This window comes from Qipengyuania sp. SM2512 (assembly GCF_054954005.1).
This window is the reverse complement of the sequence record NZ_CM143134.1, coordinates 200,996-224,320: the sequence shown is the minus strand read 5'-3', so window position 1 is coordinate 224,320 and position 23,325 is coordinate 200,996. Positions and strand designations below refer to the sequence as shown.

Below are 23,325 nucleotides of genomic sequence, written 5' to 3'. Positions count from 1 at the left end.
GCCCGCGGACGGCGGGTGCGCCGTCAGATCGCGGAGAAGCGCTCGATATCCTTGATCCGGCCCGAGACGACCAGCTCGTCGTGCGGGAAGATGATCGTGTCGGGGACCGCGTGGATGAAATCCTCGCCTTCGCGCTTCACGCCGACCACGGTGACGCCGTATTTCCTGCGGCAGGCGCTGGTGACCAGCGGCAGCCCAACGATCGGTTCGGGCGCCGCCAGCCGGGCGATGGCGAATTCGTCGCCGAAGGAGATGAAGTCGAGCAGCCGTTCGTTGAGCAGATGCGCGACCCGCTCGCCCATCCGCTGTTCGGGGAACACGACGTGATGCGCGCCGGTGCGCTCGAGGATGCGCGCATGTTTCTCGTTGGTGGCCTTGGCCCAGATATTCTTCAGGCCGAGATCGGAAAGCGCGAGCACTGTTAGCACGCTGGCTTCGATATCGGTGCCGATGGCGACCACCGCCGCCTCGAAATCCGCGATCCCGAGCCGCTCCAGCGTCGCCATCTCGGTGCAATCGGCCTCGACCACCTTGGTCAGATCGGGCGCGAATTCCTGCACCGGGCGCGGATCGGTGTCCGCCCCCAGCACCTCGTGCCCCATCCGCTCGAGTGTCCGCGCGACCGCGCCGCCGAAGCGGCCCAGACCGATGACCATCACGGGTTTGCGTTTGTCAGCCGACAATGAGGTTCTCCTCGGGATAGCGATAGGGTCGTTCGCGTCCGCCCAGCGCAAGCGCGGTCGCCACGGTGATGGTTCCCACCCGGCCGACGAACATCAGCGCGGCGATGACGAGCTGGCCGGTGGGCGGGAGGTCGGCGGTGATACCGGTCGAGAGCCCGACGGTCGAGAAGGCCGAGATGGCCTCGAACAGGATGTCGCCCAGCGGCAGGGTGGAGATCGAGGCGATGTAGGTGGTGGCGACGAAAATCAGCGAGGCGGCCAACATGGTCACCGACAGCGCCTGGCGCTCGACCGCGCGGCCGAAGCGGCGCTGGAACAGCCCGGCGTCGCGGCGGCCGAGAATTTCGGACAGCACGATGGCGAAAAGGACGAAGAAGGTGGTCACCTTGATCCCTCCCGCAGTGCCCGCGCTGCCCCCGCCGATGAACATCAGGATGAAGTTCACCATCAGCGTCTCGTCATGGAAGGCGCCAACATCGAGGCTGTTGAACCCTGCGGTGCGGGGCATCACCGAGTGAAAGGCGGCGTTGAGCAGCTTGGCGCCGATCCCCATCGGACCGAGCGTGGCGGGATTGCTCCATTCCATCGCCAGGATCGCCGCGAACCCCGCCAGCAGCAGACCGATCGTCCCGCCCACGGTCACTTTGGTGTGAAGCGACCAGCGCCGCCAGCGCAGCCGGTTGGCGCGGATGTCCTGCATCACGGGGAAACCGAGCGCGGTCAGCACCACCGCCAGCATGATCGGCATCAGGATCACCGGGTCGGTCTGGTAGCCAATCACGCTGTCGGAATGGGGCGAGAAACCGGCGTTGTTGAAGGCGCTGACCGAATGGAACACGCCGTGCCACAGCGCTTCGCCCAAGGGCATCGAATAAAAGGTCATCATCCGCACCGCGAGCACCAGCGCGACGAGCGCCTCGACCACGAGTGTGATCGCCAAGACCAGCCTGAGCACCGCGGCCGCATCGCCGGTTTCCAGCCGGTTGCGCTCGACCTGCGTCGCCATGCGCTGGCGCAACCCGAAGCCGCGCCCCGCCATCAGCCCGAACAGCGTCGCCGCGGTCATGATCCCGAAGCCGCCGATCTGGAACATCAGCAGGATCGTCACCTGACCGAAGAACGACCAGTAGGTGGGGGTGTCGACCACGATCAGCCCGGTCACCGAGACAGCCGAGGTCGCGGTGAACAGCGCGGTGAGCAAGGGCGCGCGGACGCCTTCCTGCGTGGCGAAGGGCAGGCTGAGCAGCAGCGTACCGATCGCGATCGCAGCGGCAAACAGCAGCGGGATCAGCCGGATCGGGTCGCGCAGGCCCTTCATCGCCTAGCCCTCGCGCGCGGCGCGGATCGCGGCGCCGGCGGCGAAGGGGGCGAGCGCGCAGAGGCCGAGGCTGATCGCGGCGGTCAGCGCCAGCGCCGCTCCATCGGGACGCGCCAGCGAGCCCGCGCCGAAGATCAGGATCGGCACCGCCAGGGGGATCACCATCAGCCCGGACAGCGCCGCACCGCCGCGCAGCGAGGCGGTGAGCGCGGCGATCGCAAGCCCGATCGCGGCGAGTCCCGGCGTGCCCGCGAGCAGCCCGAGCAGCAGGGTGCGCAGCGTTTCGGAGGTGAGGTTGAGCAGGGCCGCGGCGGGCAGGGCGGCGAGCAGCAGCAGCGGGGCGAAGGCCAGCCAATGCGCGAGCAGCCGGCTCGCCATTGCCAGTTCCTCCGACACACCGCGCAGATGAAGCTGGTCGAACACGCCGGCTTCCAGATCGGCACTCACCAGCCGTTCGAGCGGGAGGATTGCCGCCAGCAGCGCGGCGACCCAGATCACCCCGCCACCGGTGCGCGCGAGCAATTCGGGCTCGGGCCCGACCGCGAAGGGATAGAGCATCGCCACCGCGAGAAAGAACAGCAGCGGCAGCAGCGAGCCGCCGCGCCGTCCGCCCGGCAGCAGCACCGCCAGATCGCGCCGCAGCAGTGTGCCGATCACGCGGCGAACTCCGCCAGGGTCAGCGTGGCGACCGAGACTGCGAAGCGCTGGTGCGAGGCGATCACCGCGATCCCGCCGCTGGCGAGATGCCGCGCGACCAGCTGCTCGACCAGCGCCACGCCCTTGGTGTCGAGCCCGTTGAGCGGCTCGTCGAGCAGCCAGATCGGTACCGCCTGGCCCAGCAATCGTGCCAGCGCCGCGCGCTTGGTCTGGCCGGTAGAGAGATAGCGGACCGGGACGTCGAAAAGATCATAGAGCCCCAGCGCATCGGCATGGTCGGTGAGTGCCATCGGTTTGCTCCCGTCGAGCGCGGCCCAGAAGCCCAGCGCCGCCTGCAGGCTCGCCTGCGGGTCGAGCGCAGGGCGTTCGTCGAGCAAGCCGATCCTGCCCTCGCGGGTCACCTCCCCGGCAAAGGGGCGCAGCAACCCGGCAAGGATGCGGATCAGGCTCGACTTGCCGATTCCATTGGCGCCCGCGACATGCAGCGCCTCGCCGGGGCCGAGCGCGCAGGACACACCGCGGAACAGCAGCCGGTCGCCGCGGCGGCAAGCGATATCCTTCGCGGCGAGACGGGCTTGCATGACTAGGGCCGATAGGCAAAAGCGCGCGAACCGACAAGCGAAGGAGATGGCTCATGCCGGTTCGAGAGTTGAACGAGGACGAACGCGCGAGCTGGCTTGGGGCGCTGCGCCGCTGGACGCTGGCGCGGGAGGGCAAGGCCATCCAGCGCAGTTTCGAGTTCAAGGATTTCAGCGAGGCCTTCGCTTTCATGGCCCGCGTCGCGTTGATTGCCGAGAAGCGCGACCATCATCCCGAGTGGTCCAACGTCTACAACAAGGTGGAGATTACGCTGACCACGCATGACGCCGGCGGGCTGAGCCTGCGCGACGTCAACATGGCCAAGGATATCGACGCGCTGGTTTAGCAGGGGTCTGGGCCGGCGGGGCTAGCGACCAAGCGCACGCGAGCTGCTGCGCGACATCTTGCGCAGCCGGCCGGGCATCCAGCGCACCGCGAAGGCGAGCTTGCGCGCGGTTTTGCCGACCAGAGTGTGGACCCTGTCGCCATGGACCGCCTCCCAGGCCGCGAGCGCGACATCCTCGACCGGGGTGATTTCCAGGCCCGCCGCGTTGACGCGGTCGCGGATCGCCTCGTTGGCGCCGTGGTTGGGGGTCTTGTCGAGCAGCGGGGTTTCGATGAAGCCGGGACACAGCGAGCGGACCTTGATCCCGTCCTCGTGCCATTCGCCGTCGAGGCTCTCGGTGAGCCCGCGCACGGCGAATTTGGTCGCGCTGTAGACGCTGGCGCCGGGCGAACCGAAGATGCCGGCGGCGCTCGCGGTGTTGAGCAGGCAGGAGCCCGGTGCCGTCTTCTTGAGATGCGGGTGGGCGGCCTGCGCACCGAACAGCACACCCTTGAGGTTGATATCGAGGCAGCGCTCGATTTCCTCTGCGCTGTTCTCGATCAGCGAGCCGCCCAGCGGGATCCCCGCATTGTTGACCACCACGTCGATCCGCCCGCCCGATGCCATCGAGAAGGCGTTGAGCGCGACATCCCATTCCGCGCGGTCGCGGACGTCAAGCCTGTGGAGGTAATGGTGCCCGCCGGGCAGGCCGTCGGCGGTGACTTCCATGCCGTGTTCGTCGATATCGCCAAGGCCGACGAACCAGCCCTGCCTGCCGAAATGCTGGGCAATGGCGCGCCCGATTCCGGAACCGCCCCCGGTGACGAAAATCGCCCTTCTCGCGCCCAACCCAATTCTCCCAAAAGACAAGCCGCGCGGAGGGTGTCTCCGCGCGGCCCGCTTGTCGATCCGATTTATCCGGGCGTCAACCGCCCAGAGCTTCGGCCAAGCCCTGAACGTATTCCTCGCCCTCGACGATCTGCGCGGTCGATCCCTTGACCGTGTCGCCGATCGGCTCGGCGCGGCCGCCGAGACAGGAGGCGAGGAAGTTCTCGGTCACCGCGTTGAAGGCGATGTTGTTGGTCGGCTTGGCGAAACCATGGCCCTCGTCGGGGAACAGCACATAGGTGACCGGGATGTCCTTTGCCTGCATCGCGGCGACGATCTGGTCGCTCTCGGCCTGCTTGACGCGCGGATCGTTGGCACCCTGGCCGATCAGGAGCGGCTTGACGATCATGTCGGCGGAATGGAGTGGACTGCGCTCCTTCAGCATGGCCAGGCCCTCGGGCGTATTGGGGTTGCCCATCCGCTCGTGGAACTGCGCGATCAGCGGCTCCCAATAGGGGGGGATCGTCTCGAGCAGGGTTTCGAGGTTGGACGGCCCAACGATGTCGATCCCGCAGGCGAATGTCTCGGGGGTGAAGGCGAGCCCGGCAAGCGTTGCGTAGCCGCCATAGGATCCGCCCATGATCGCCACCTTGTCGGCATCGGTGATACCCTCGGCCACCGCCCACTCGACCGCGTCGATCAGGTCGTCGTGCATCTTGCGGCCCCATTCGAGATCGCCGGCGGAGATGAATTCCTTGCCGAACCCGGTCGAGCCGCGGAAGTTGACGCTGAGCACCGCATAGCCGCGGTTGGCGAGCCATTGGTGATAGGAATTGTAGCCGTAGCCGTCGCGCGCCCAGGGCCCGCCATGAACCATCAGCACCATCGGTACCGAGGCTTCGGGCGTGCCGTCGCCATCGGCGTCGCTGCCGGGCGGCAGGGTGAGATAGGAGGGCAGGGTCAGCCCGTCGCGCGAGGTCAGCTCGAGCGGGTGCATGGTCTGCAGCGGGGCGCCTTCCAGCTCGGGCCGGGCGGTGTAGAATTCGGTCAGCGTCTTCGCGCCGCGGTCGTAGATATAGGCCTTGGTCGGAGCAGCCAGCGGGTCGTTCCAGACGACCCATTTGCTGTCGTCCTCGGTCCGGGACTGAACGCCGTAATTGCCTTCGAGACGGTCATCGAGCCAGTCGAGCGAGGCCTTGATCTCGGGATCGGTGGCGGTCCATTCGGTGGTCAGATAGGTGAAGCTGTAGGCCTCGATCTCGCCGGTGCGCGGATCGGTCATGGCCCCGCCGATATCGGCCTTGTCGTTCTGGGCGATCACCGTTTTCTCGCCGGTGGCGACATTCTGTGCAACCAGCGCAGCGGTGTTGCGGCCGCGACTGTCGATCCAGTACATCGTCTTGCCGTCGGTGGTGAAGCCGGCGGGCTGCGTGGTCAGCGAATCTTCCAGCTCGGTGCTGTCGCTCGGCTCGGTGGAGATCTCACCGTTGGCGACGGGAAAGAAGTCCATTCCGCCCGATGCATTGGGTCGTACCGCCATGCGCAGGTCGAGATTGTCGTCGGCGAGGAAGCCGGCATAGGCGTCGTTCTGCTGCACCAGCGTTAGCTCGCCGCTGTTGAGATCGAGCATGTGGACATCGTGGAAGCGCGGATCGCGGTTGTTGACCCCGACCAGCACCTTGTCCTTGATCCGGTTCGACGTGCCGATGAGCTCGACGCGGGTGTTTTCGAACGGAGTGAGCGTGCGCTCGGCGCCGGATGCGACGTCGACGCCGTAGAGCAGGTAGTTCTCGTCGCCGCCCTTGTCCTGGACATAGAGCACGCTGCGGCTGTCGGGGGCCCAGAAATACTGCGGGATCGGTCGATCGGTAGAGGAGGTGATCGCTCGCGCCGCAGCGGGATCGCTGACCGGAGCGACCCAGACGTTCATCACCCCGTCCTTGGGCGCACGCCAGCTGAGCCACTTGCCGTCGGGGCTGATCTGCCCCGACGCCCGGGTCGGGTTACCGAACAGATCCTCGCGCGGGATCAGCGGAGCCGCTTCGCCGGTCGCACTGGCCTGCTGGCGATGATTGTCTGCCGCGGCTGCCGACGGCAGCGCAAGCGAAGTCGCTGCAAGCAGCGCAGTGGTCAATTTGATCATGATCCTGTCCCCTGTTGTGGCTTAAGCCGACTCGACCATAGGACCGGCGGGCCGGAGAATGATCTCAATTCGACGAACGTATTACAACGCGAGACTGGTGCAAGGCGACACCATTAAAGCGCCGGATTGTCGTAAACATGCCAGGTGAAGATCGCCATCGCGCCGCGATGCGGACGCCAGGGCTCGGCCAGCTCGCGCACTGCCTTCTCGCTCGGACGCTCGCTCAGCCCGAGCAACCCGGCGACCCCGACCTGCACCGCGAGATCGCCCGCGGGCCAGATATCGGGGCGCCCCTCGGCGAACAGCAGGTAGATTTCGGCCGACCAGCGACCGATCCCCTTGATCCGCACGAGTTCGGCGATTGCCTCCTCGTCGTCCTCCGGAAGATCGTCGAGATCGAGTTCGCCCGCCGCGACCAGTTCGCACAGGCTGCGCGCATAGCCCTGCTTCTGGCGCGAAAGGCCGCAGGCGCGCAGCGTGTCGAAATCGCGCGCCAGCAAGTCGTCGGGGGCAAAACCTTCGCCCAGTTCGGACTCCAGCTTGCGCCACACCGCCGCGGCTGACGCGACCGAGACCTGCTGGCCGACGATGGTGCGCAGCAGGGTCATGTAGCCGGTCGGGCGGATGCGCGGTTCGGGATGGCCGCAGCGCTCGAGCGCGCCCGCGACCGCGGGTTCGCGCCGCGCCAGTTCGCCGAGCGCGTCGTGCAATTGTTCCGCCGTGAGACCCATACATCCTCCCGCGGCCCTGCCTTGCCAAACCGCGCCGCCAGCCCTAGCAGCGCCCCCGAACCGAAGCCACAGCGCCAGGAGCGAAGAGACCCATGCCCAAGCTGATCGTCACCACCCGCGAAGGCGAAACCTCCGAGATCGAGGTCGAGGACGGCCTCACCGTGATGGAAGCAATCCGCGACAACGGCTTCGACGAATTGCTCGCGCTGTGCGGCGGCTGCTGCTCCTGCGCGACCTGCCACGTCCATATCGATCCCGCCTTCGCCGAGCATCTGCCCGCGATGAGCGAGGACGAGGACGATCTGCTCGAATCCACCGAGCACCGCAACGAGACCTCGCGACTGGGCTGCCAGATCCCCTTCACGGCGGAACTCGACGGGCTGAAGGTAACTATCGCGCCTGAAGATTGATCTTGGTTGCGGCTGGGCGGACGCGCGCCTAGCTCGCGAGAATGACCGCCATTCCCACCCGCGCCAGTCCGCTCGATCTTATCGGCAACACCCCTCTGGTCCGGCTCGCCGGGCCCAGCGAGGCGGCGGGCTGCGACATCTACGGCAAATGCGAATTCGCCAATCCGGGCGCCAGCGTGAAGGATCGCGCGGCGCTGTACATTGTCCGCGATGCCGAGGCGCGCGGGGAGCTCAAGCCCGGCGGCTGCGTGGTCGAGGGTACCGCGGGCAACACCGGGATCGGGATGGCGCTGGTGTGCAATGCGCTGGGCTATCGCACGATCATCGTCATGCCCGACAACCAGTCGCGCGAGAAGATGGACACGCTGCGCGCGCTCGGCGCCGAGCTGGTCACCGTGCCGCCGACGAAATATTCCGACTGCAACCACTTCGTCCACACCAGCCGCCGGCTGGCCGAAGAGACCGAGAACGCGGTCTGGGCCAACCAGTTCGACAACACCGCCAACCGCAAGGCGCATATCGAAGGCACCGCGAAGGAAATCTGGGAGCAGCTGGAAGGCCGGGTGGACGGATTCACCTGCGCCGCGGGGACCGGCGGGACGATCGCCGGGGTCGGCATGGGTCTCAAGGAATTCGACGAAGACGTCGTTATCGCACTGACCGATCCGCATGGCGCAGCGCTGTACAATTACTATGCAAACGGCGAGCTCAAGAGCGAGGGTTCCTCGGTCGCTGAGGGGGTCGGGCAGGGGCGCATCACCGGCAATCTGGAAGGCGCGCCGATCGACACCCAGTTCCGCATTTCGGACGAGGAAGGGCTCGAATGGGTCGCCCGGCTGCTGCGCGAGGAAGGGCTGTGCCTCGGCCTGTCGAGCGGGATCAACGTCGCCGGAGCGGTCGCGCTCGGCAAGCAATTGCGCGCGCAGGGGCGCGCTGCGCCGCGGGTAGTCACGATCCTGTGCGACACCGGTTTCCGCTATCTGTCTTCGCTCTACGACCCCGAATGGCTGAAGGCGAAGGGCCTGCCGGTATTCCCCTGGCTGACCGCCGGAACTGCGCAGGATTGACCCGGTGGCCCTGCCCGTCCTACCTAAGGGCATGGCCCGCTTCTTCGACAGCAAGGCGAGGGCGCCTTCGGACGATCTTCCCCCCATCCCACTTGGAGGAACGCGCCAGCAGGCGATGAACCGGCTTCAGGTGGGTATCGGCGGCGTGCTCGGCGTGCTGATGCTGGTCGGGCTGGCGAGCGTGATCCAGAACCAGGCCGACGAGGTCGAGCGCAATGCGGTCCCCGAGGCCGCCTCGACCAACATCCCCGAACCCCGGACCAAGAGCGCCGACCCGCTGGTCGAAGCGGGCGTCGTCCCCGATCTTCCCGCGACGCCCACTCCGGCACCCACGGGCTCGGCGGCGACCGCGCCGGTCATGCCCGAGCAGGGCACCCCCGCTCCGGCGAACGGGCGCTAGCATGCGGCTGCTACTGGCGGGCGCGCTGCTGGCCTGCAGCGCCTGCGGCGCTTCTCCCGATCCGGGCGGCGGGGCGGCCGAGGTGCAAAGGATCCCGCTCGGGCTCTCGAGCACGCTGCCGATCTACTGGCAGGAAAGCCCCGATTTCGCGACCATACTGAAGGCCGAGGGCAAGCCCGGCTGGGTGCGGCAGGCTCTCGAGACCCGCTTCGACCTGGTCCCGCTCGATGTGCTGAGCGCCGAGGCGCTTGCGCCGCTCGACCATCTGCTGCTGGCGCAGCCGCGGGCGCTGTCGCCTGCCGAGAACGTCGCGCTCGACGACTGGGTGCGAGCCGGCGGCCAGTTGCTGCTGTTCGCCGACCCGATGCTGACGAGCCATTCGCAATTCGCGATCGGCGATCCGCGGCGCCCGCAGGATGTCGTGCTGCTCTCGCCGATCCTGGCGCGCTGGGGGCTGGAGCTGACCTTCGACACCGCGCAACCGCAAGGCGAGCGGATCGAAGAGGCCTTCGGGATGGCAATACCCGTCGATCTGGCGGGGGCTTTCGTGCCCGGGACAAGCGAGGCTCCGGGCGAGTGCGCGATCTCCGCAATCGGTATCGCGGCGCGCTGCCGGATCGGGGAGGGGCAGGTCGTGCTGCTCGCCGATGCCGCGCTGCTGAATGGGGAAGAGGATTCCGACCTGCCGCGCCGTCAGGCCATGCTCGATGGCCTGTTGGACCAATCGCTCCTTCGCTGAGCCTCACTGGGACAAAATGGGGATTATCGGGGACGCGGCGGGTGCTGCGCCCTTCGCCGACGTGCGAGTCGAGCCAAAACAGCCGCTTCTTTCAATTTCTGTTAAGGATTTCCGCGTGCCTGGGTGTGACATAACCACGATAAAACAGTGCCTTACCGCTTCATCCCCAGTAATCCCGTAATTTTCCCTTTCATCCCGCTCACTCCCGCTGTAAACCGCAAACCCATCGGACAGATCATGCCGTGCTGCGTATCGCGCCTGCGATGCAAGCCGCCTGCCATTGCGCGGGGCGGAGCGGAGAAGGTCTGTCCGGGGAGGAGATGCTCGCGCAGGCAGGCCAATTGGGGACGGAACAGGTGCTTTTCGGGGGTTACAGCGGACAGGCGTTTACGCCGGCTGGCGACAAGGGTCGCTACGTCCTGCCGCCGCTGTTCCGCAAAGCCGTCAAGGAAAGCAGCGAGGCCCGCGTCCTCTGTCTCGCCAAGCACGATCGCTGGAACTGCCTCGTCGGCTTCGGCCTCTCGCGCAAGCTCGAGCTCGAACAGCAGCTCGACCGCGAGGAAGAGATGGCGCTCAGGCTCAACCGCGAATTCGACCGCGAAGTGCGCTCGAGCCAGCTCAACGGTTTCGTCGAGCTGCCCTTCGACGACAGCGGCCGCTTCGTGATGCCCGAATATCTCCGCGATCTCGGCAATGTCGGGGAAGGCCTGTTCTTCCAGGGCGGCGGACGCTTCTTCACGCTGTGGAACCCCGAGGAGCTGCTGCGGATGGACGACGCCTGGGCCGCGGCCAAGGCGGCGTGCAAGGCGCTGGTCGACGAAGCCCAGGCCAAGGGGCGCACCAAGTGAGCGCTGCCCCGCACATTCCCGTTCTGCTCGACGAGGTGATCGAAGCACTGAACCCGGGCGAGGGTGATGTCATCGTCGACGCCACTTTCGGCGCGGGCGGCTATACGCGTGCGATCCTCGATCGCGGGGCGCAGGTCCACGCCTTCGACCGCGATCCCGACGCCATCGCTGCCGGCGCGGCGATGGAAGCCCAATTCGCCGGGCGGCTGACGCTCCACCCGCGGCGCTTTTCCGAAATGGTCGATGCGCTCAGCGCGGCGGGCGTTGCCCGGGTCGATGGCGTGGTGATGGATATCGGCGTGTCGTCGATGCAGCTCGACCAGCCCGGGCGCGGTTTCGCCTTTTCGACCGACGGTCCGCTCGACATGCGGATGAGCCAGGCGGGCGACAGCGCCGCCGATTTCGTCAACAATGCCGAAGAAGCCGCGATTGCCGATGTGCTCTACCACTATGGCGAGGAGCGCCAGTCGCGCCGCGTCGCCCGCGCGATCGTCGCTGCCCGCCCGCTCGAAACCACCGGTGAGCTCGCCCGCGTCGTCCGCAAGGCGCTGGGTCATCGCCCCGGTGCACCCAAGGATCCCGCCACCCGCAGCTTCCAGGCGATCCGCATCCATGTGAACGGCGAGCTCGACGAACTGACCGACGGCCTAGCGGCTGCCGAACGGCTGCTTGGCGAGGGCGGCAGGCTCGCGGTGGTGTGCTTCCACAGCCTCGAGGACCGCATCGTCAAACGCTTCCTGCGCGATGCCTCGCAGGCCGAAGCCGGGTCGCGCCATCTGCCCCAGCTCGATGCGCCCGAGCCGGTCTTCACCCGCGTGAGCAAGGCGATCCGCCCCTCCGAGGCCGAGATCGCGCGCAATCCTCGTTCGCGCTCCTCGGTGCTGCGCTCTGCGGTCCGCACCGCCACTCCCGCGAGGGAAGCAGCCTGATGGCCACCCGCCCCACCCAGGTCCGCCCCGGCAGCCGCATCCGCCAGATCGGCTGGGCGCTGGTGCTCGGCCTGTGCGTCGCGATTTTCCTCGCGCTGACTTTCAAGGTCAACGCGGTCAAAAGCGAAGTGCGGCTCACCGAGCGGCAGATCATCGCCATGGAGCGCGAGGCGCTCATGCTCGAAACCGAGTTCCAGACCCGATCCAGCCAGCGCCAGCTCGCCGCCTGGAACGCGGTCGAATTCGGCTATGTCGCGCCGAGCGCGCGCCACTTCCTCGAAAGCGAACGCCAGCTTGCCGGTCTCGGCCTGCCGCGCGGCCTCAACGCTCCCGACCCGATCCGCGTCGCGCGCAGCGAACCGGTGGTCGAGGACGAGGGGCTGTTCGCCGACTGGGTCTCGCCCGTCGCGGCAGCCGAGCTTGATAGCCAACCCGCCGACGATAGGGCCGGCGAGGGGGGAACCGCGCTTGCGGCGGACCTGTCCGACACGAGCGCGACCCTCGGGCAGCGGCTCGCTCGATCCTCCACCGTGCGCTCCGGCCTGCCGGACGACGGCCAATGAACGCGATGACCGGTTTCCCGCCGATCGGTACCGCCGTTCCCTCCGCCCGTATCCAGCTGGTTTCCATCCGCCAGCATTCGCTCGCGGTAGCCAAGCTGCGGGTGCTGTGGATCGTCTTGGCCTTCGCCTTCGTCGCATTGCTGGCGGTGATGCGGATCGGCTTTCTCGGGATGTCGGACCGCGCAGTGGCCGCGACCTCTCTCGAGGACGCGCTGCTCCCCGATCGCGGCGAAATCGTCGACCGCAACGGCGTGCCGCTGGCGCGCGCCTTCCCCGCCTACGCGCTGTGGTTCAACCCCGATGCGCTGGGCGAGGACGGCTCGCCGCTGGTCCGCCCGGCGACAGAAGTGGCGCAGGATCTCAAGGCGATCTTTCCCGAGCTCGATCTGGCGCGGGTGACCCGGGCGCTCGCCTCGGGCAAGCCGGGCTATCTGCGCCGCCGGGTGCTCCCCGAAGAGGCCAACCGGGTGCAGGAATTGGGCGAACTGGCGCTCGAAATGCCGCAGGAAACCGATCGCCACTATCCGCAAGGCTCGATGGCGGCGCATATCCTCGGCTATGTCGCCGCCGACGGCCATGGCCGCGTGGGGATGGAGCAGGTGCTCGACGAACGCCTCCTCGACCCGTCGCGCCGCGGCGCGCCGATGGCGCTGAGCATCGATGTGCGCGTCCAGGGCGCCCTCGAGGACGAATTGCGCCGCGGCATGAAGCTGGTCGATGCCAAAGGCGCGGCCGGCATCGTGCTCGACGTGGACAGCGGCGAGGTGATGGCGCTGGCCAGCCTGCCCGAATTCGATCCCAACAAGATCGACGCGGTTGGTCAGGATCGCATGTTCAACCGGGTGACCAACCAGGTCTACGAGCTGGGCTCGACCTTCAAGCCGCTGACCGTGGCGGCCGCCATCGACGCAGGCGTCGTCCGCGATTTTGCCGCGCGGTGGGATGCTTCGCCCGTGAAGATGGGCCGCTACACGATCCGGGACAGCCATTTCCTCGGGTCGACGCTCAACGTCCCCGAAACGCTGATCCATTCGTCGAACACCGTCAGCGCGCGGATCGCCGACGAGCTCGGGCCGAAGCGGATGCGTCAGGCCATGATCGATCTCGGGATGAACGCGCGGCCCCCTATCGAACTTCCTGCCAAGGGTTTTCCGATCTGGCCGGGCGACAACTGGCCGCGCCTGCGCAATATGAACGTCGGTTTCGGGCACGGCATAGCGGTGACCCCGCTGCATCTCGCTTCCGCCTATGCGGCGATGGTCAACGGCGGAATCATGCGCCCGGCCACGCTGCACAAGCTGGGCGCGGGCGACGTGCCGCAGGGGCGCCGGGTGTTCAAGGCCAGCACCAGCGCCCGGATGCGCCAGCTGATGCGGATGATCTCGATCTTCGGGACGGGGCGCAACGCCGATGCGCCGGGCTTTCGCGTCGGGGGCAAGACGGGCTCGGCCGAGAAGCCCGGCGCGGGCGGCTATCAGCGCACCTCGCTGATCTCGACCTTCGCGGCGGCCTTTCCGATGGACAAGCCACGCTTCGTGGTGGTCACCATGCTCGACGAACCGCGCGGCACCGTGGCGAGCAGCTTCCAGCGCACCGCCGCTTGGAACGCCGCGCCGATCGTCGGCCGGCTGGTGCCGCGCATCGGCCCGATGCTTGGCGTGCTCCCCGATGAAACGCGCGATGTCGATATTTCCGATCTCCGCCCGCTGATCCCGACGTCTGACCGGTGAAGCTGGGCAGACTCTGCGCAGCCGCCGGGCTCGATTGCGGTCATGACGCCACCCGCGACGTCGTGGCGGCAGAAGACGCGACCGTCACCGGCTTCGCGATCGATCACCGCAGGGTTGCGCCGGGCACCGTCTTCGGCGCCTTCGAGGGCGCGCGGGTCAATGGCGAGGATTTCATCGCCGACGCGGTCAAGGCAGGTGCGGTGGCGGTGGTTGCGCGGCCCGAGGCGATGGTGGCGGGGGCGCAGCATATCGCCAGCGCCGAGCCCCGGCGGGCCTTCGCGCAGCTGGCGGCGCGCTTCTTCACCCCGGTGCCGCCGCATATCGTCGCGGTCACCGGGACCAACGGCAAGACCTCCACAGTCGAGATGACGCGGCAGATCTGGCGGATGGCTGGCGAGCGCGGCGCCAGCATCGGCACGCTGGGCGTCACCACGCCCGACGAGAGCGTCTCGACCGGGCTGACCACCCCCGACATCGTCACCTTCCTGAGCAATATGAGCGGGCTGGCGCGCGAGGGCGTGACCCATGTCGCCTACGAAGCCTCGAGCCACGGGCTCTCGCAGTTCCGCAACGAGGGCGTGCCAGTCGAGGCGGTGGCGTTCACCAATTTCAGCCGCGACCATCTCGATTACCATGCCGACATGGACGATTATTTCGCCGCCAAGATGCGCTTGTTCGACGAAGTCGCCAGCGACGATGCGCGTGCCGTGGTCTGGGTCGGTTCGGGCGAGAGCGAATGGACGCAGCGCGCGATCGGCCATGCGCAGCGGCGCGGGCTCGCGCTCATGACCGTAGGCGAGGCGGGCGCCGATATCCGGCTTCTCGACCGCAGCGCCAGCCAGCTCGGCCAGTCGCTCACCATCGAGCACGGCGGAACCACCCGCAGCATCACCCTGCCGCTGATCGGGGCCTATCAGGTCGCCAACGCTCTCACCGCCGCGGGGCTGGCGTTGGCGAGCGGGATCGACCCGGCGCTGGTCTGGGACGCGGTGGCGCGGCTCCAGCCGGTGCGCGGTCGGCTCGAGCGCGCGGTCATCACGCCGCAGGGCGCGCCGGTCTATGTCGATTATGCGCACACCCCCGACGCCATCGAAGCGGCGATCGTGGCGCTGCGCCCGCATGTGAAGGGGCGTCTGATTACCGTGTTCGGCGCGGGCGGGGATCGCGACTATGGCAAGCGCGGGCCGATGGGCGAAGTCGCTTCGCGGGCTTCGGATGTGGTGATCGTGACCGACGACAATCCGCGCGGCGAGGAAGCCGGGGAAATCCGCCGGCAGGTCATGGCGGGAACCGGCGCCAACGCGCACGAGGTCGCCGGACGCCGCGCCGCCATCGCCGAGGCATTGGCCATGGCGCGGCGCGACGACATCGTCCTGATCGCGGGCAAGGGACACGAACGCGGCCAGATCGTCGGATCAGGCGAGAACGAGAGAGTGCTGCCCTTCGACGATGTCGAAGTGGCCCGCGAATGCGCGGCGGCGGCGAACGACGGCAATTGGGGTAACGATACATGAGCGCAGCGCTGATCCGCCATCCGGCCATGAAGGCCTGGCCGATTTTTCCCTCCGACCAGCTGCCGCTGGCGCTGTGGGACGCCGCCGCGATCGCCGAGGCGACCGGCGGCGCGGCGAGCGGCGAGTTCCAGGTCTCCGGCGTCGAGACCGATTCGCGCGATGTCCGCAACGGCGATCTCTTCGTCGCGCTCAAGGGCGAGGCCATGGACGGCCACCGCTTTCTCGACGCGGCCTTCGCAAATGGCGCGAGCGCAGCACTGGTCGACCGCCCGGTGGCCTATCCGCATATTCTGGTGGAGGACACGACCGCCGCCCTCCACGCTCTGGCCGCCGCTGCGCGCAATCGCGGCGAGACGACAATCGTCGGGGTAACCGGCTCGGTCGGCAAGACCGGAGTCAAAGAAGCGATCTTCGCCGCGCTCGAACGTTCGAGCCGCGGGCAGGCGCATCGTTCTATCCGCAGCTACAACAACCATGTCGGCGTGCCGCTCAGCCTCGCACGCATGCCCGCGCGCAGCCGGTTCGGCGTGTTCGAGATGGGGATGAACCACGCCGGTGAAATCGCCACTCTTACGGACCACGTCCGCCCGCATGTCGCTGTGATCACCACGATCGCGCCCGCGCATATCGAGAACCTCGGCAGCGAGGAGGCGATCGCCGACGCCAAGGCGGAGATCTTCGCCGGGCTCGAGCCGGGTGGCGTCGCGGTCATCCCCGCCGACAGCGTGCATTTCGACCGGTTGCGCTCACATGCCGAGAACGCCGGGGCGCGGATCGTTTCGTTCGGCCGCGCGCGGCATGCAACCATGCGGTTGCTCGATGCGATCCCCAGCGCCAACGGCGGCTCGCTGGTCACCTGCGAATATCCCGAAGGGCGGATGTGCTTCACCGTCGCGGAGCCCGGCGAACACTGGATAGCCAACGCGCTCGCGGTGATGGCCGCGGTGCTCGCCTGCGGGGCCGACATGGCCGCCGCCGGACTGGCGCTCGCCGAGATGGGCGGACTAAAGGGTCGCGGTGCACGCCACCAGGTCGCGGCGCCAGGCGGCAAGGCGCTGCTGATCGACGAAAGCTACAACGCCAACCCCGCGAGCATGCGCGCGACGCTGGCGCAATTGGGTGCCACCCCCGCCGGCCGCCGGATCGCCGTGCTGGGAGCGATGAAGGAATTGGGGGATTTCGGACCCGCCTTCCACGCCCAGCTCGCCGAACCGCTGATCGCCGCCGGGGTCGATCATGCCATCCTGGTGGGTGACGAGATGAGCCCGCTGGCGCGCGAATTGGGGAAAGGTGCCGCGCTTCCGCTTGGCTTTGCAGGCAGTTTCACCCATTGCGACAGCGCTGCAGACGCGATCGGGGCGCTGGAGGACTTCGCAATCGTCGCCGGCGATGCGATCCTCGTCAAAGGGTCCAACTCGATCGGACTCGGCAAACTCGTGGAACACCTCACGCGCCGGGAAGGCTGAATGCTCTATCTGCTGGCCCAATGGTTTGAATTCGAAGGAATTTTCAACCTCGTACGCTACCAGACGGCGCGTGCGGGCGCGACCCTGCTGACCGCGCTGCTGATCGGTCTGGTGATCGGTCCGCGCTTCATCGCCATGCTCCGCGTGCGCCAGGGCAAGGGGCAGCCGATCCGCGAGGACGGTCCGCAGACCCATCTCGCCAAGCGCGGCACGCCGACCATGGGCGGGCTGATGATTCTCGTCTCGCTGTTCCTCTCGCTGATGCTGTGGATGGACCTTTCCAACCCCTTCATTTGGGCCTGCCTCGCGGTCACCGCGGGTTTCGGACTGATCGGTTTTCTCGACGATTACGACAAGGTCTCCAAATCGAGCCACAAGGGCGTCTCCGGCAAGACGCGGCTGCTGCTGGAATTCCTGGTCGCCGGGATCGCCAGCTGGATCGTGGTCGGCCAGATCAACACCTTCCTCTACATCCCCTTCTTCAACAATCTCGGCGTCGAGCTGGGCTATTTCTACTACGTCTTCGCCGCTTTCGTGATCGTCGGGGCGGGGAATGCGGTGAACCTCACCGACGGGCTCGACGGGCTGGCGACCATGCCGGTGATCATCGCCGCCGGCACTTTTGCGCTGATCGCCTATCTGGTCGGCCGGGTGGACTATTCCGAATATCTCGGCATTCCGCACGTCGCTGGCGCGGGCGAGCTGGCGATCTTCTGCGCTGCCATCATCGGGGCGGGGCTCGCCTTTCTGTGGTTCAACGCTCCCCCCGCGGCGGTCTTCATGGGTGATACCGGCAGCTTGGCACTGGGCGGTGCGCTCGGCGCGATCGCGGTCGCGACGCATCACGAGATCGTCCTCGGCGTGGTCGGCGGGCTGTTCGTGTTCGAGGCGCTGTCGGTCATCATCCAGGTGGTGTGGTTCAAGCGCACCGGGAAGCGGGTGTTCCGGATGGCACCGATCCACCACCATTTCGAACAATTGGGCTGGAGCGAGAGCAAGGTCGTGATCCGCTTCTGGATCGTGGCGATCGTGCTCGCCATCCTGGGGCTGGCCACGCTGAAGCTGCGATGAGTAGAATGATTGGCCATCATTCTACCCTCCGCATCCCCGCGCAGGCGGGAATCCCGGTCGGCACGCGCTGGTCCCGGCTGCCTGAGACCTGCGCCTGCGCGGGGGATCGATCGTGATCGTCAGTCCCGATTGGTCAGCCAGGAAATATGCCGTCCTCGGCCTCGCCCGCTCGGGCAAGGCTACGGTAGAGGCGCTGCTGGCGGGCGGCGCCGATGTACTCGCCTGGGACACCCGCCCCGAAGCGCGCGAACCCTTTGCGGGGCGCGCCGTGCTGGCCGATCCGCTTGAGGCGGATTTGACCGGCTATGCAGGCGTGGTCGTCAGCCCCGGCGTGCCGCTCAACACGCATCCCATCGCGGGCTATGCGGCGAAATTCGGGGTCCAGGTGATCGGGGACATCGAACTCTTCGCGCAGGCGCGCGCGCATCTGCCGCCGCACAAGGTGGTCGGGATCACCGGCACCAATGGCAAGAGCACCACCACCGCGCTGGTTCACCATATCCTCAAAACCGCCGGCGTGCCGACCAGCATGGGCGGCAATATCGGCCTGCCGATCCTCGAGCAGGCTCCGCTTGCCCCCAATGACAATGGCGTCGGGGTCTATGTGCTGGAGCTGTCGAGTTACCAGATCGACCTGACCTTCAGCCTCGACTGCGACGTGGCGGTGCTGCTCAACGTGACGCCGGACCATCTCGACCGTTATGAGAGCTTCGACGCCTATGCGGCGAGCAAGGCGCGGCTGTTCGAGATGCAATCCGAACAAGGTTGCGCAGTCTGTCGGGCGCAAGACTGGTGGCATGGCCAGAGAGTCGGCGAGAGAGCGGGCGGAAAGCTCCTCGAAGTGTTCGATGACGTTTTTCATCAATGGCAAGGTGTACCGAACGCCATTGGCATTTCCGAGCAGGCCCGATGGAAGGCGCTTCAAGGCCCGCATAATTTGGCAAACGCCGAAGCTGCGATCTCAGTAGGTTTTGTCCTCGATTTGAGCGCAGACCAAATTCGCAAAGGTCTGGAAACCTACCCCGGGCTCCCACACCGCATGGAGCGTATCGCGGAAGTCTCCGGCGTCGCTTATGTCAACGACAGCAAGGGCACCAACACCGCCGCCACCGCGCCCGCGCTCGCCGCTTTCGACAACATCCACTGGATCGTCGGCGGGCTCGCCAAGGAGGCCGGCCTCGGCGAATGCGAGGCGCGGCTCGGTCATGTGAAGGCCGCCTACACCATCGGCAGCGCCGGGCCGCAATTCGCCGCTCTGCTCGAGCCCCGCGTGCCCGTCATCTGCAGCGAGACGCTCGGGCGCGCGGTCTGCGATGCCGCTGCCGCCGCCCAGCCAGGCGACACCGTCCTGCTCAGCCCGGCCTGCGCCAGCTTCGACCAGTTCGCCGATTTCGAGGCGCGCGGCGAAGCCTTCCGCGCCGCGGTTCGGGAGCTTGCGGCATGAACCACCAGCAGCCCTTCGTTCCCGGCGCTGGCCGGCGTGCGCCGCGGCTGGCGCAGCAGAAGCTCTCGCGCTGGTCGGAACTCAAGATCTGGTGGCGCGAGATCGACCGGGTGCTGCTCGGCCTCGTGCTGGCGCTGATGGCCTTCGGCGCGGTGGCGGTGGCTGCCGCTTCGCCAGCGACCGCCGACCGGCTTTCGACCACCGCCGCAACGCTCGATCCGCTCTATTTCTTCTATCGCCATCTGATCTGGCAATTGCTCGGGATCGCGGTGCTGCTGGGCGTATCGATGTTCGATCGCGGCAGCGCCCGCCGCTTCGGTCTGGTGCTCGCAGCTTTCATGCTCGGCGCGCTGTTCCTCGTTCCGCTGATCGGCGCCGAGGTGAATGGGGCGCGCCGCTGGCTGGAGTTCGGGATGCGCTTCCAGCCCAGCGAATTCCTCAAGCCCGGCTTCGTCATCGCCACGGCCTGGGTCCTGTCGTGGCGAATGCGCGATCCCAACCTCCCGGTGATGGCGCTGACGTTCATCGGCTTGGGCGTCATTGCCTTGCTGATGATGCTGCAGCCCAATCTGGGCGACACCATGCTGTTCGTCGGCGTCTGGTTTGTGATGGTCCTGCTCGCGGGGGTTCCGGTGCAGCGGATGGGCGCGCTGGCGGGGATCGGGATCGCGGCGCTCACCGCGACCTATTTCCTCTATGACAATGCGCGTCACCGGATCGACTCCTTCTTCGGGGGCGGCACCGCCTACGACCAGGTCGATCTGGCCGAACGCACGCTGCTGGCAGGCGGCTGGACGGGCAGCGGTTATGGCCTCGGTATCCGCAAGATGAACCTGCCCGAGGCGCATACCGACTACATCTTCTCCGTGATCGGGGAAGAATTCGGACTGATCGTTTGCGGGCTGGTCGCAATCACCTATCTCGCCATCGTGGCCCGTGTTCTGATGAAGCTTGTCGACGAAGACGATCTGTTCGCCCTGCTGGCGGGCTCGGGCCTCGTCACGCTGCTCGGCGGCCAGGCCTTCATCAACATGCTGGTCAATCTCCAGCTGTTCCCGTCCAAGGGGATGACGCTGCCGCTGGTGAGCTATGGCGGCTCCTCCACGATCGCCATTTGCCTGACCGTCGGGCTGCTGCTCGCCATCACCCGGCGCAATCCCTTCCTCAAGCGCAAGACGCGGGGGCTGGCCGATGTGCTGGGCCTGGCCGAACGGCGCGAACCCAAACCCGTCGACAGCATCCGACGCGAGATTCATCCATGACCGGCTCCAACCGCCATTTCGTCCTCGCCGCGGGCGGGACCGGGGGGCATCTGCTCCCCGCCTTCGCGCTCGCCAGTGAACTCGAACGCCGCGGCCATCATGTCGCGCTGATCACCGATGCGCGCGGCGAACAGATCCCCGGGCGGCCCGATTTCCTCACCAGCCATGTCCTGCCCGCCGGGCGCTTCGGCAAGAACCCCTTGAAATGGTTCGCCGGCCTGCGCGCGGTGCTCCAGGGTCGCAAGATGGCGCTGCGGCTCTACGACAGCTTCGCGCCCAGCGCGGTGGTCGGCTTCGGCGGCTATCCCTCGCTGCCGGCGCTGCTCGCCTCGTCTTCTGCGGGCATTCCCAGCGTGCTGCACGAGCAGAACGCGGTGCTCGGGCGAGTCAACCGGCTGCTCGCTGGCCGGGTCCAGGCGATCGCGACCGCCTATCCCGAGATCGAGCGGTTGAAGCCCAAGCATCGCGCCAAGGTCGCGCTGGTCGGCAATCCGGTGCGCGCGCAGGTGCTCAGCCTGCGCGACGAGGAATTCCCGCCGCTGGGCGAGGAGGGCCTGCTGCGCGTGCTGGTCACCGGCGGCAGCCAGGGCGCGCGGGTCCTGTCCGAAGTCGTGCCCGATGGTCTTGCCATGCTTCCCCCTGCGGTCCGCCAGCGGCTGCAGGTCACCCAGCAATGCCGCGCCGAGGATCTCGACACGGTGCGCGAGCGCTATCGCACGCATGACATACCAGCCGAGCTGGGCACCTATTTCGAGGATATGGCGAGTCGGCTGGGCGACGCACATCTGTTCATCGGCCGCGCCGGAGCTTCGACCATCGCCGAACTCACCGCGGTCGGGCGTCCCGCGATCCTGGTGCCGCTGCCGATCGCGACCGACGACCACCAGGCCGCCAACACCCGCGAGATGACCAAGGCCGGCGGCGCGCGGATGATCCGGCAGGAGCGTTTCGCCGCCAAGGAACTGGCCAAGCAGATCATGGCGCTGGCCGACAATCCCGAGGGTCTCGCCAAGGCTGCGCATGCCGCCTGGAATTGCGGGCGGCCCGATGCGGTCAAGGATCTCGCCGATCTGGTCGAGGGTTTCGGCGGGGCCGACATGATGGATGTCATCCGCGTGGGCGCCAACAACGCCCGCGGCGCTTCGCAGGGCGTTCCCGCCGGGCAGGGTGCGGCGCGGGAGCATGGCGAATGAAGGGCGTCCCCACCGAGATCGGCACGATCCATTTCATCGGCATCGGCGGCATCGGCATGTCGGGCATCGCCGAGGTGATGGATAACCTCGGCTACAAGGTGCAGGGCTCCGATCTCAAGGAAAGCCCCACCATCGAACGGCTGCGCCGCCGCGGGATGACCGTGGCGATCGGTCATGCGCCAGAGAACGTCGAGGGGGTCTCGGTCGTCGTTACCTCCACCGCGGTCAAGCGGACCAATCCGGAGGTCGAATACGCGCTTGAGAACCGCATCCCGGTGGTCCGCCGCGCGGAGATGCTCGCCGAGCTGATGCGGCTCAAATCCACCATCGCGGTGGCGGGCACCCACGGCAAGACCACCACCACCAGCATGATCGCCGCGCTGCTCGACAGCGGCGGGGTCGATCCCACGGTGATCAACGGCGGGATCATCGAGCAATACGGCTCCAACGCGCGGCTAGGCGACAGCGACTGGATGGTGGTCGAGGCCGACGAGAGCGACGGCAGCTTCCTGCGGCTCGACGGGACCATCGCGGTGGTCACCAATATCGACCCCGAACATCTCGATCATTATGGCGACTTCGACGGGGTCAAGGACGCCTTCGTCGAATTCATCCACAATGTGCCCTTCTACGGCGCCGCGATCCTGTGCATCGACCATCCCGAGGTGCAGGCGGTGATCGGCAAGGTGCGCGACCGCCGCGTGATCACCTACGGCTTCTCGCTCCAGGCCGACATCTGCGGCGTCAACGTGCGTCCCGACGCGGGCGGCAATTGCTTCGACGTGATCGTCCGCCAGCGCGGTGAGGAGGATCGCCGGATCGAGGGGGTGCGCCTTCCGATGCCCGGGCGACACAACGTCCAGAACGCGCTCGCCGCGATCGCGGTGGCGATCGAGATGGGCTGTTCGGACGCGGTGATCTGCGCCGGCTTCGCCAATTTCGGCGGCGTCCGGCGGCGCTTCACCAAGGTTGGCGAGGTTGCCGGAGCGGTGATCATCGACGATTACGCGCACCACCCGGTCGAGATCCGCGCGGTGCTCAGCGCGGCGCGCGAGGCCGCGACGGGGCGCGTGATCGCGGTGATGCAGCCGCATCGCTACACCCGCCTCAACGATCTGATGGACGATTTCCAGAGCTGCTTCAACGAGGCCGACGAGGTGCTGGTCGCCCCAGTCTACGAGGCGGGCGAGGAGCCGATCGAAGGCGTTTCCGCGGAATCTCTGGTCGCAGGCCTCAAATCGCGCGGCCATCGTTCGGCGGCAACGATCGCCGACGAGGACGCGCTGGCGCAATTGCTGGCGGGCCATGTCGGTGCCGGCGATATCGTGGTATGCCTCGGCGCGGGCGACATCACCCGCTGGGCGGCCGGGCTCGCCGACGCCATCGCCGCCGCGCGAGACGCGCGATGAGCGACCAGGCCGACGA

At 67.4% G+C, this 23,325-nt stretch carries 23 protein-coding genes; 16 read left to right on the top strand and 7 right to left on the bottom strand.

From position 1 onward, the window contains the following. Positions 1-23 precede the first annotated feature (23 nt). From ACQ5J0_RS01155 to ccmA, 4 genes are read right to left on the bottom strand one after another with little or no spacing between them, the layout of a single operon-like run. Positions 24-683 carry a potassium channel family protein gene (locus ACQ5J0_RS01155; RefSeq protein ID WP_462568699.1) on the bottom strand — a complete coding sequence of 220 codons (660 nt, stop codon included), beginning with the start codon at positions 681-683 and terminating at the stop codon, positions 24-26. Beyond that, a complete protein-coding gene (locus tag ACQ5J0_RS01150) occupies positions 673-2,001 on the bottom strand; it encodes a TrkH family potassium uptake protein (RefSeq protein ID WP_462568698.1) in 1,329 nt (442 codons plus the stop codon). The genes ACQ5J0_RS01155 and ACQ5J0_RS01150 overlap by 11 nt, the downstream gene beginning before the upstream one ends. Before the next feature lie 3 nt (positions 2,002-2,004). Further along, positions 2,005-2,658, bottom strand: coding sequence for a heme exporter protein CcmB (locus ACQ5J0_RS01145; protein WP_462568697.1), 654 nt, complete (start codon positions 2,656-2,658; stop codon positions 2,005-2,007). Next, a complete protein-coding gene (ccmA, locus tag ACQ5J0_RS01140; RefSeq protein WP_462568696.1) occupies positions 2,655-3,239 on the bottom strand; it encodes a heme ABC exporter ATP-binding protein CcmA in 585 nt (194 codons plus the stop codon). The genes ACQ5J0_RS01145 and ccmA overlap by 4 nt, the downstream gene beginning before the upstream one ends. Before the next feature lie 53 nt (positions 3,240-3,292). On the opposite strand from ccmA, the gene ACQ5J0_RS01135 reads away from it, so the two are divergent. After that, on the top strand, positions 3,293-3,583 hold the full coding sequence (locus ACQ5J0_RS01135) for a 4a-hydroxytetrahydrobiopterin dehydratase (protein ID WP_462568695.1): 291 nt from the start codon (positions 3,293-3,295) through the stop codon (positions 3,581-3,583). A 21-nt stretch (positions 3,584-3,604) separates the two neighbouring features. Here ACQ5J0_RS01135 and ACQ5J0_RS01130 read toward each other — a convergent pair whose 3' ends face one another. From ACQ5J0_RS01130 to ACQ5J0_RS01120, 3 genes are all read right to left on the bottom strand, one after another. Beyond that, positions 3,605-4,411 carry an SDR family oxidoreductase gene (locus ACQ5J0_RS01130; RefSeq protein ID WP_462568694.1) on the bottom strand — a complete coding sequence of 269 codons (807 nt, stop codon included), beginning with the start codon at positions 4,409-4,411 and terminating at the stop codon, positions 3,605-3,607. A 76-nt stretch (positions 4,412-4,487) separates the two neighbouring features. Beyond that, positions 4,488-6,533, bottom strand: coding sequence for a S9 family peptidase (locus ACQ5J0_RS01125; RefSeq protein WP_462568693.1), 2,046 nt, complete (start codon positions 6,531-6,533; stop codon positions 4,488-4,490). Positions 6,534-6,646: 113 nt separating this feature from the next. Beyond that, positions 6,647-7,264 carry a DNA-3-methyladenine glycosylase family protein gene (locus ACQ5J0_RS01120; RefSeq protein ID WP_462568692.1) on the bottom strand — a complete coding sequence of 206 codons (618 nt, stop codon included), beginning with the start codon at positions 7,262-7,264 and terminating at the stop codon, positions 6,647-6,649. Positions 7,265-7,356: 92 nt separating this feature from the next. Between ACQ5J0_RS01120 and ACQ5J0_RS01115 the strand changes: the two genes are divergently transcribed. From ACQ5J0_RS01115 to murC, 15 genes are all read left to right on the top strand, one after another. Continuing rightward, on the top strand, positions 7,357-7,674 hold the full coding sequence (locus ACQ5J0_RS01115) for a 2Fe-2S iron-sulfur cluster-binding protein (RefSeq protein ID WP_462568691.1): 318 nt from the start codon (positions 7,357-7,359) through the stop codon (positions 7,672-7,674). 41 nt (positions 7,675-7,715) lie between these two features. Next, on the top strand, positions 7,716-8,741 hold the full coding sequence (locus tag ACQ5J0_RS01110; RefSeq protein ID WP_462568690.1) for a cysteine synthase A: 1,026 nt from the start codon (positions 7,716-7,718) through the stop codon (positions 8,739-8,741). A gap of 31 nt (positions 8,742-8,772) precedes the next feature. Next, a complete protein-coding gene (locus tag ACQ5J0_RS01105) occupies positions 8,773-9,141 on the top strand; it encodes a hypothetical protein (protein WP_462568689.1) in 369 nt (122 codons plus the stop codon). Between the two features lies 1 nt (position 9,142). Continuing rightward, positions 9,143-9,880: a Gldg family protein gene (locus tag ACQ5J0_RS01100; RefSeq protein ID WP_462568688.1), complete on the top strand. Its 738-nt coding sequence runs from the start codon at positions 9,143-9,145 to the stop codon at positions 9,878-9,880. Positions 9,881-10,200: 320 nt separating this feature from the next. Continuing rightward, the gene (locus tag ACQ5J0_RS01095) at positions 10,201-10,728 is read left to right on the top strand and encodes a division/cell wall cluster transcriptional repressor MraZ (protein WP_462568687.1); all 528 of its coding nucleotides are present in this window, start codon (positions 10,201-10,203) and stop codon (positions 10,726-10,728) included. After that, positions 10,725-11,657, top strand: a complete 933-nt coding sequence (gene rsmH, locus ACQ5J0_RS01090; RefSeq protein ID WP_462568686.1) for a 16S rRNA (cytosine(1402)-N(4))-methyltransferase RsmH — start codon at positions 10,725-10,727, stop codon at positions 11,655-11,657. Before ACQ5J0_RS01095 ends, rsmH begins: the two co-directional genes overlap by 4 nt. Then, positions 11,657-12,220, top strand: coding sequence for a hypothetical protein (locus ACQ5J0_RS01085; RefSeq protein WP_462568685.1), 564 nt, complete (start codon positions 11,657-11,659; stop codon positions 12,218-12,220). Before rsmH ends, ACQ5J0_RS01085 begins: the two co-directional genes overlap by 1 nt. Further along, the gene (locus ACQ5J0_RS01080) at positions 12,217-13,950 is read left to right on the top strand and encodes a peptidoglycan D,D-transpeptidase FtsI family protein (RefSeq protein WP_462568684.1); all 1,734 of its coding nucleotides are present in this window, start codon (positions 12,217-12,219) and stop codon (positions 13,948-13,950) included. Before ACQ5J0_RS01085 ends, ACQ5J0_RS01080 begins: the two co-directional genes overlap by 4 nt. Next, on the top strand, positions 13,947-15,464 hold the full coding sequence (locus tag ACQ5J0_RS01075; RefSeq protein WP_462568683.1) for a UDP-N-acetylmuramoyl-L-alanyl-D-glutamate--2,6-diaminopimelate ligase: 1,518 nt from the start codon (positions 13,947-13,949) through the stop codon (positions 15,462-15,464). The genes ACQ5J0_RS01080 and ACQ5J0_RS01075 overlap by 4 nt, the downstream gene beginning before the upstream one ends. Next, positions 15,461-16,930 carry a UDP-N-acetylmuramoyl-tripeptide--D-alanyl-D-alanine ligase gene (locus tag ACQ5J0_RS01070; RefSeq protein ID WP_462568682.1) on the top strand — a complete coding sequence of 490 codons (1,470 nt, stop codon included), beginning with the start codon at positions 15,461-15,463 and terminating at the stop codon, positions 16,928-16,930. Before ACQ5J0_RS01075 ends, ACQ5J0_RS01070 begins: the two co-directional genes overlap by 4 nt. Next, positions 16,931-18,001 carry a phospho-N-acetylmuramoyl-pentapeptide-transferase gene (mraY, locus tag ACQ5J0_RS01065; RefSeq protein WP_462568681.1) on the top strand — a complete coding sequence of 357 codons (1,071 nt, stop codon included), beginning with the start codon at positions 16,931-16,933 and terminating at the stop codon, positions 17,999-18,001. It abuts the gene before it with no gap. A gap of 112 nt (positions 18,002-18,113) precedes the next feature. Next, on the top strand, positions 18,114-19,445 hold the full coding sequence (murD, locus tag ACQ5J0_RS01060; protein ID WP_462568680.1) for a UDP-N-acetylmuramoyl-L-alanine--D-glutamate ligase: 1,332 nt from the start codon (positions 18,114-18,116) through the stop codon (positions 19,443-19,445). Further along, positions 19,442-20,707, top strand: a complete 1,266-nt coding sequence (locus ACQ5J0_RS01055; protein ID WP_462568678.1) for an FtsW/RodA/SpoVE family cell cycle protein — start codon at positions 19,442-19,444, stop codon at positions 20,705-20,707. Before murD ends, ACQ5J0_RS01055 begins: the two co-directional genes overlap by 4 nt. Continuing rightward, the gene (gene murG, locus ACQ5J0_RS01050; protein ID WP_462568677.1) at positions 20,704-21,900 is read left to right on the top strand and encodes an undecaprenyldiphospho-muramoylpentapeptide beta-N-acetylglucosaminyltransferase; all 1,197 of its coding nucleotides are present in this window, start codon (positions 20,704-20,706) and stop codon (positions 21,898-21,900) included. Before ACQ5J0_RS01055 ends, murG begins: the two co-directional genes overlap by 4 nt. Then, positions 21,897-23,309 carry a UDP-N-acetylmuramate--L-alanine ligase gene (murC, locus tag ACQ5J0_RS01045; protein WP_462568676.1) on the top strand — a complete coding sequence of 471 codons (1,413 nt, stop codon included), beginning with the start codon at positions 21,897-21,899 and terminating at the stop codon, positions 23,307-23,309. The genes murG and murC overlap by 4 nt, the downstream gene beginning before the upstream one ends. The last annotated feature ends 16 nt before the right edge of the window (positions 23,310-23,325 follow it).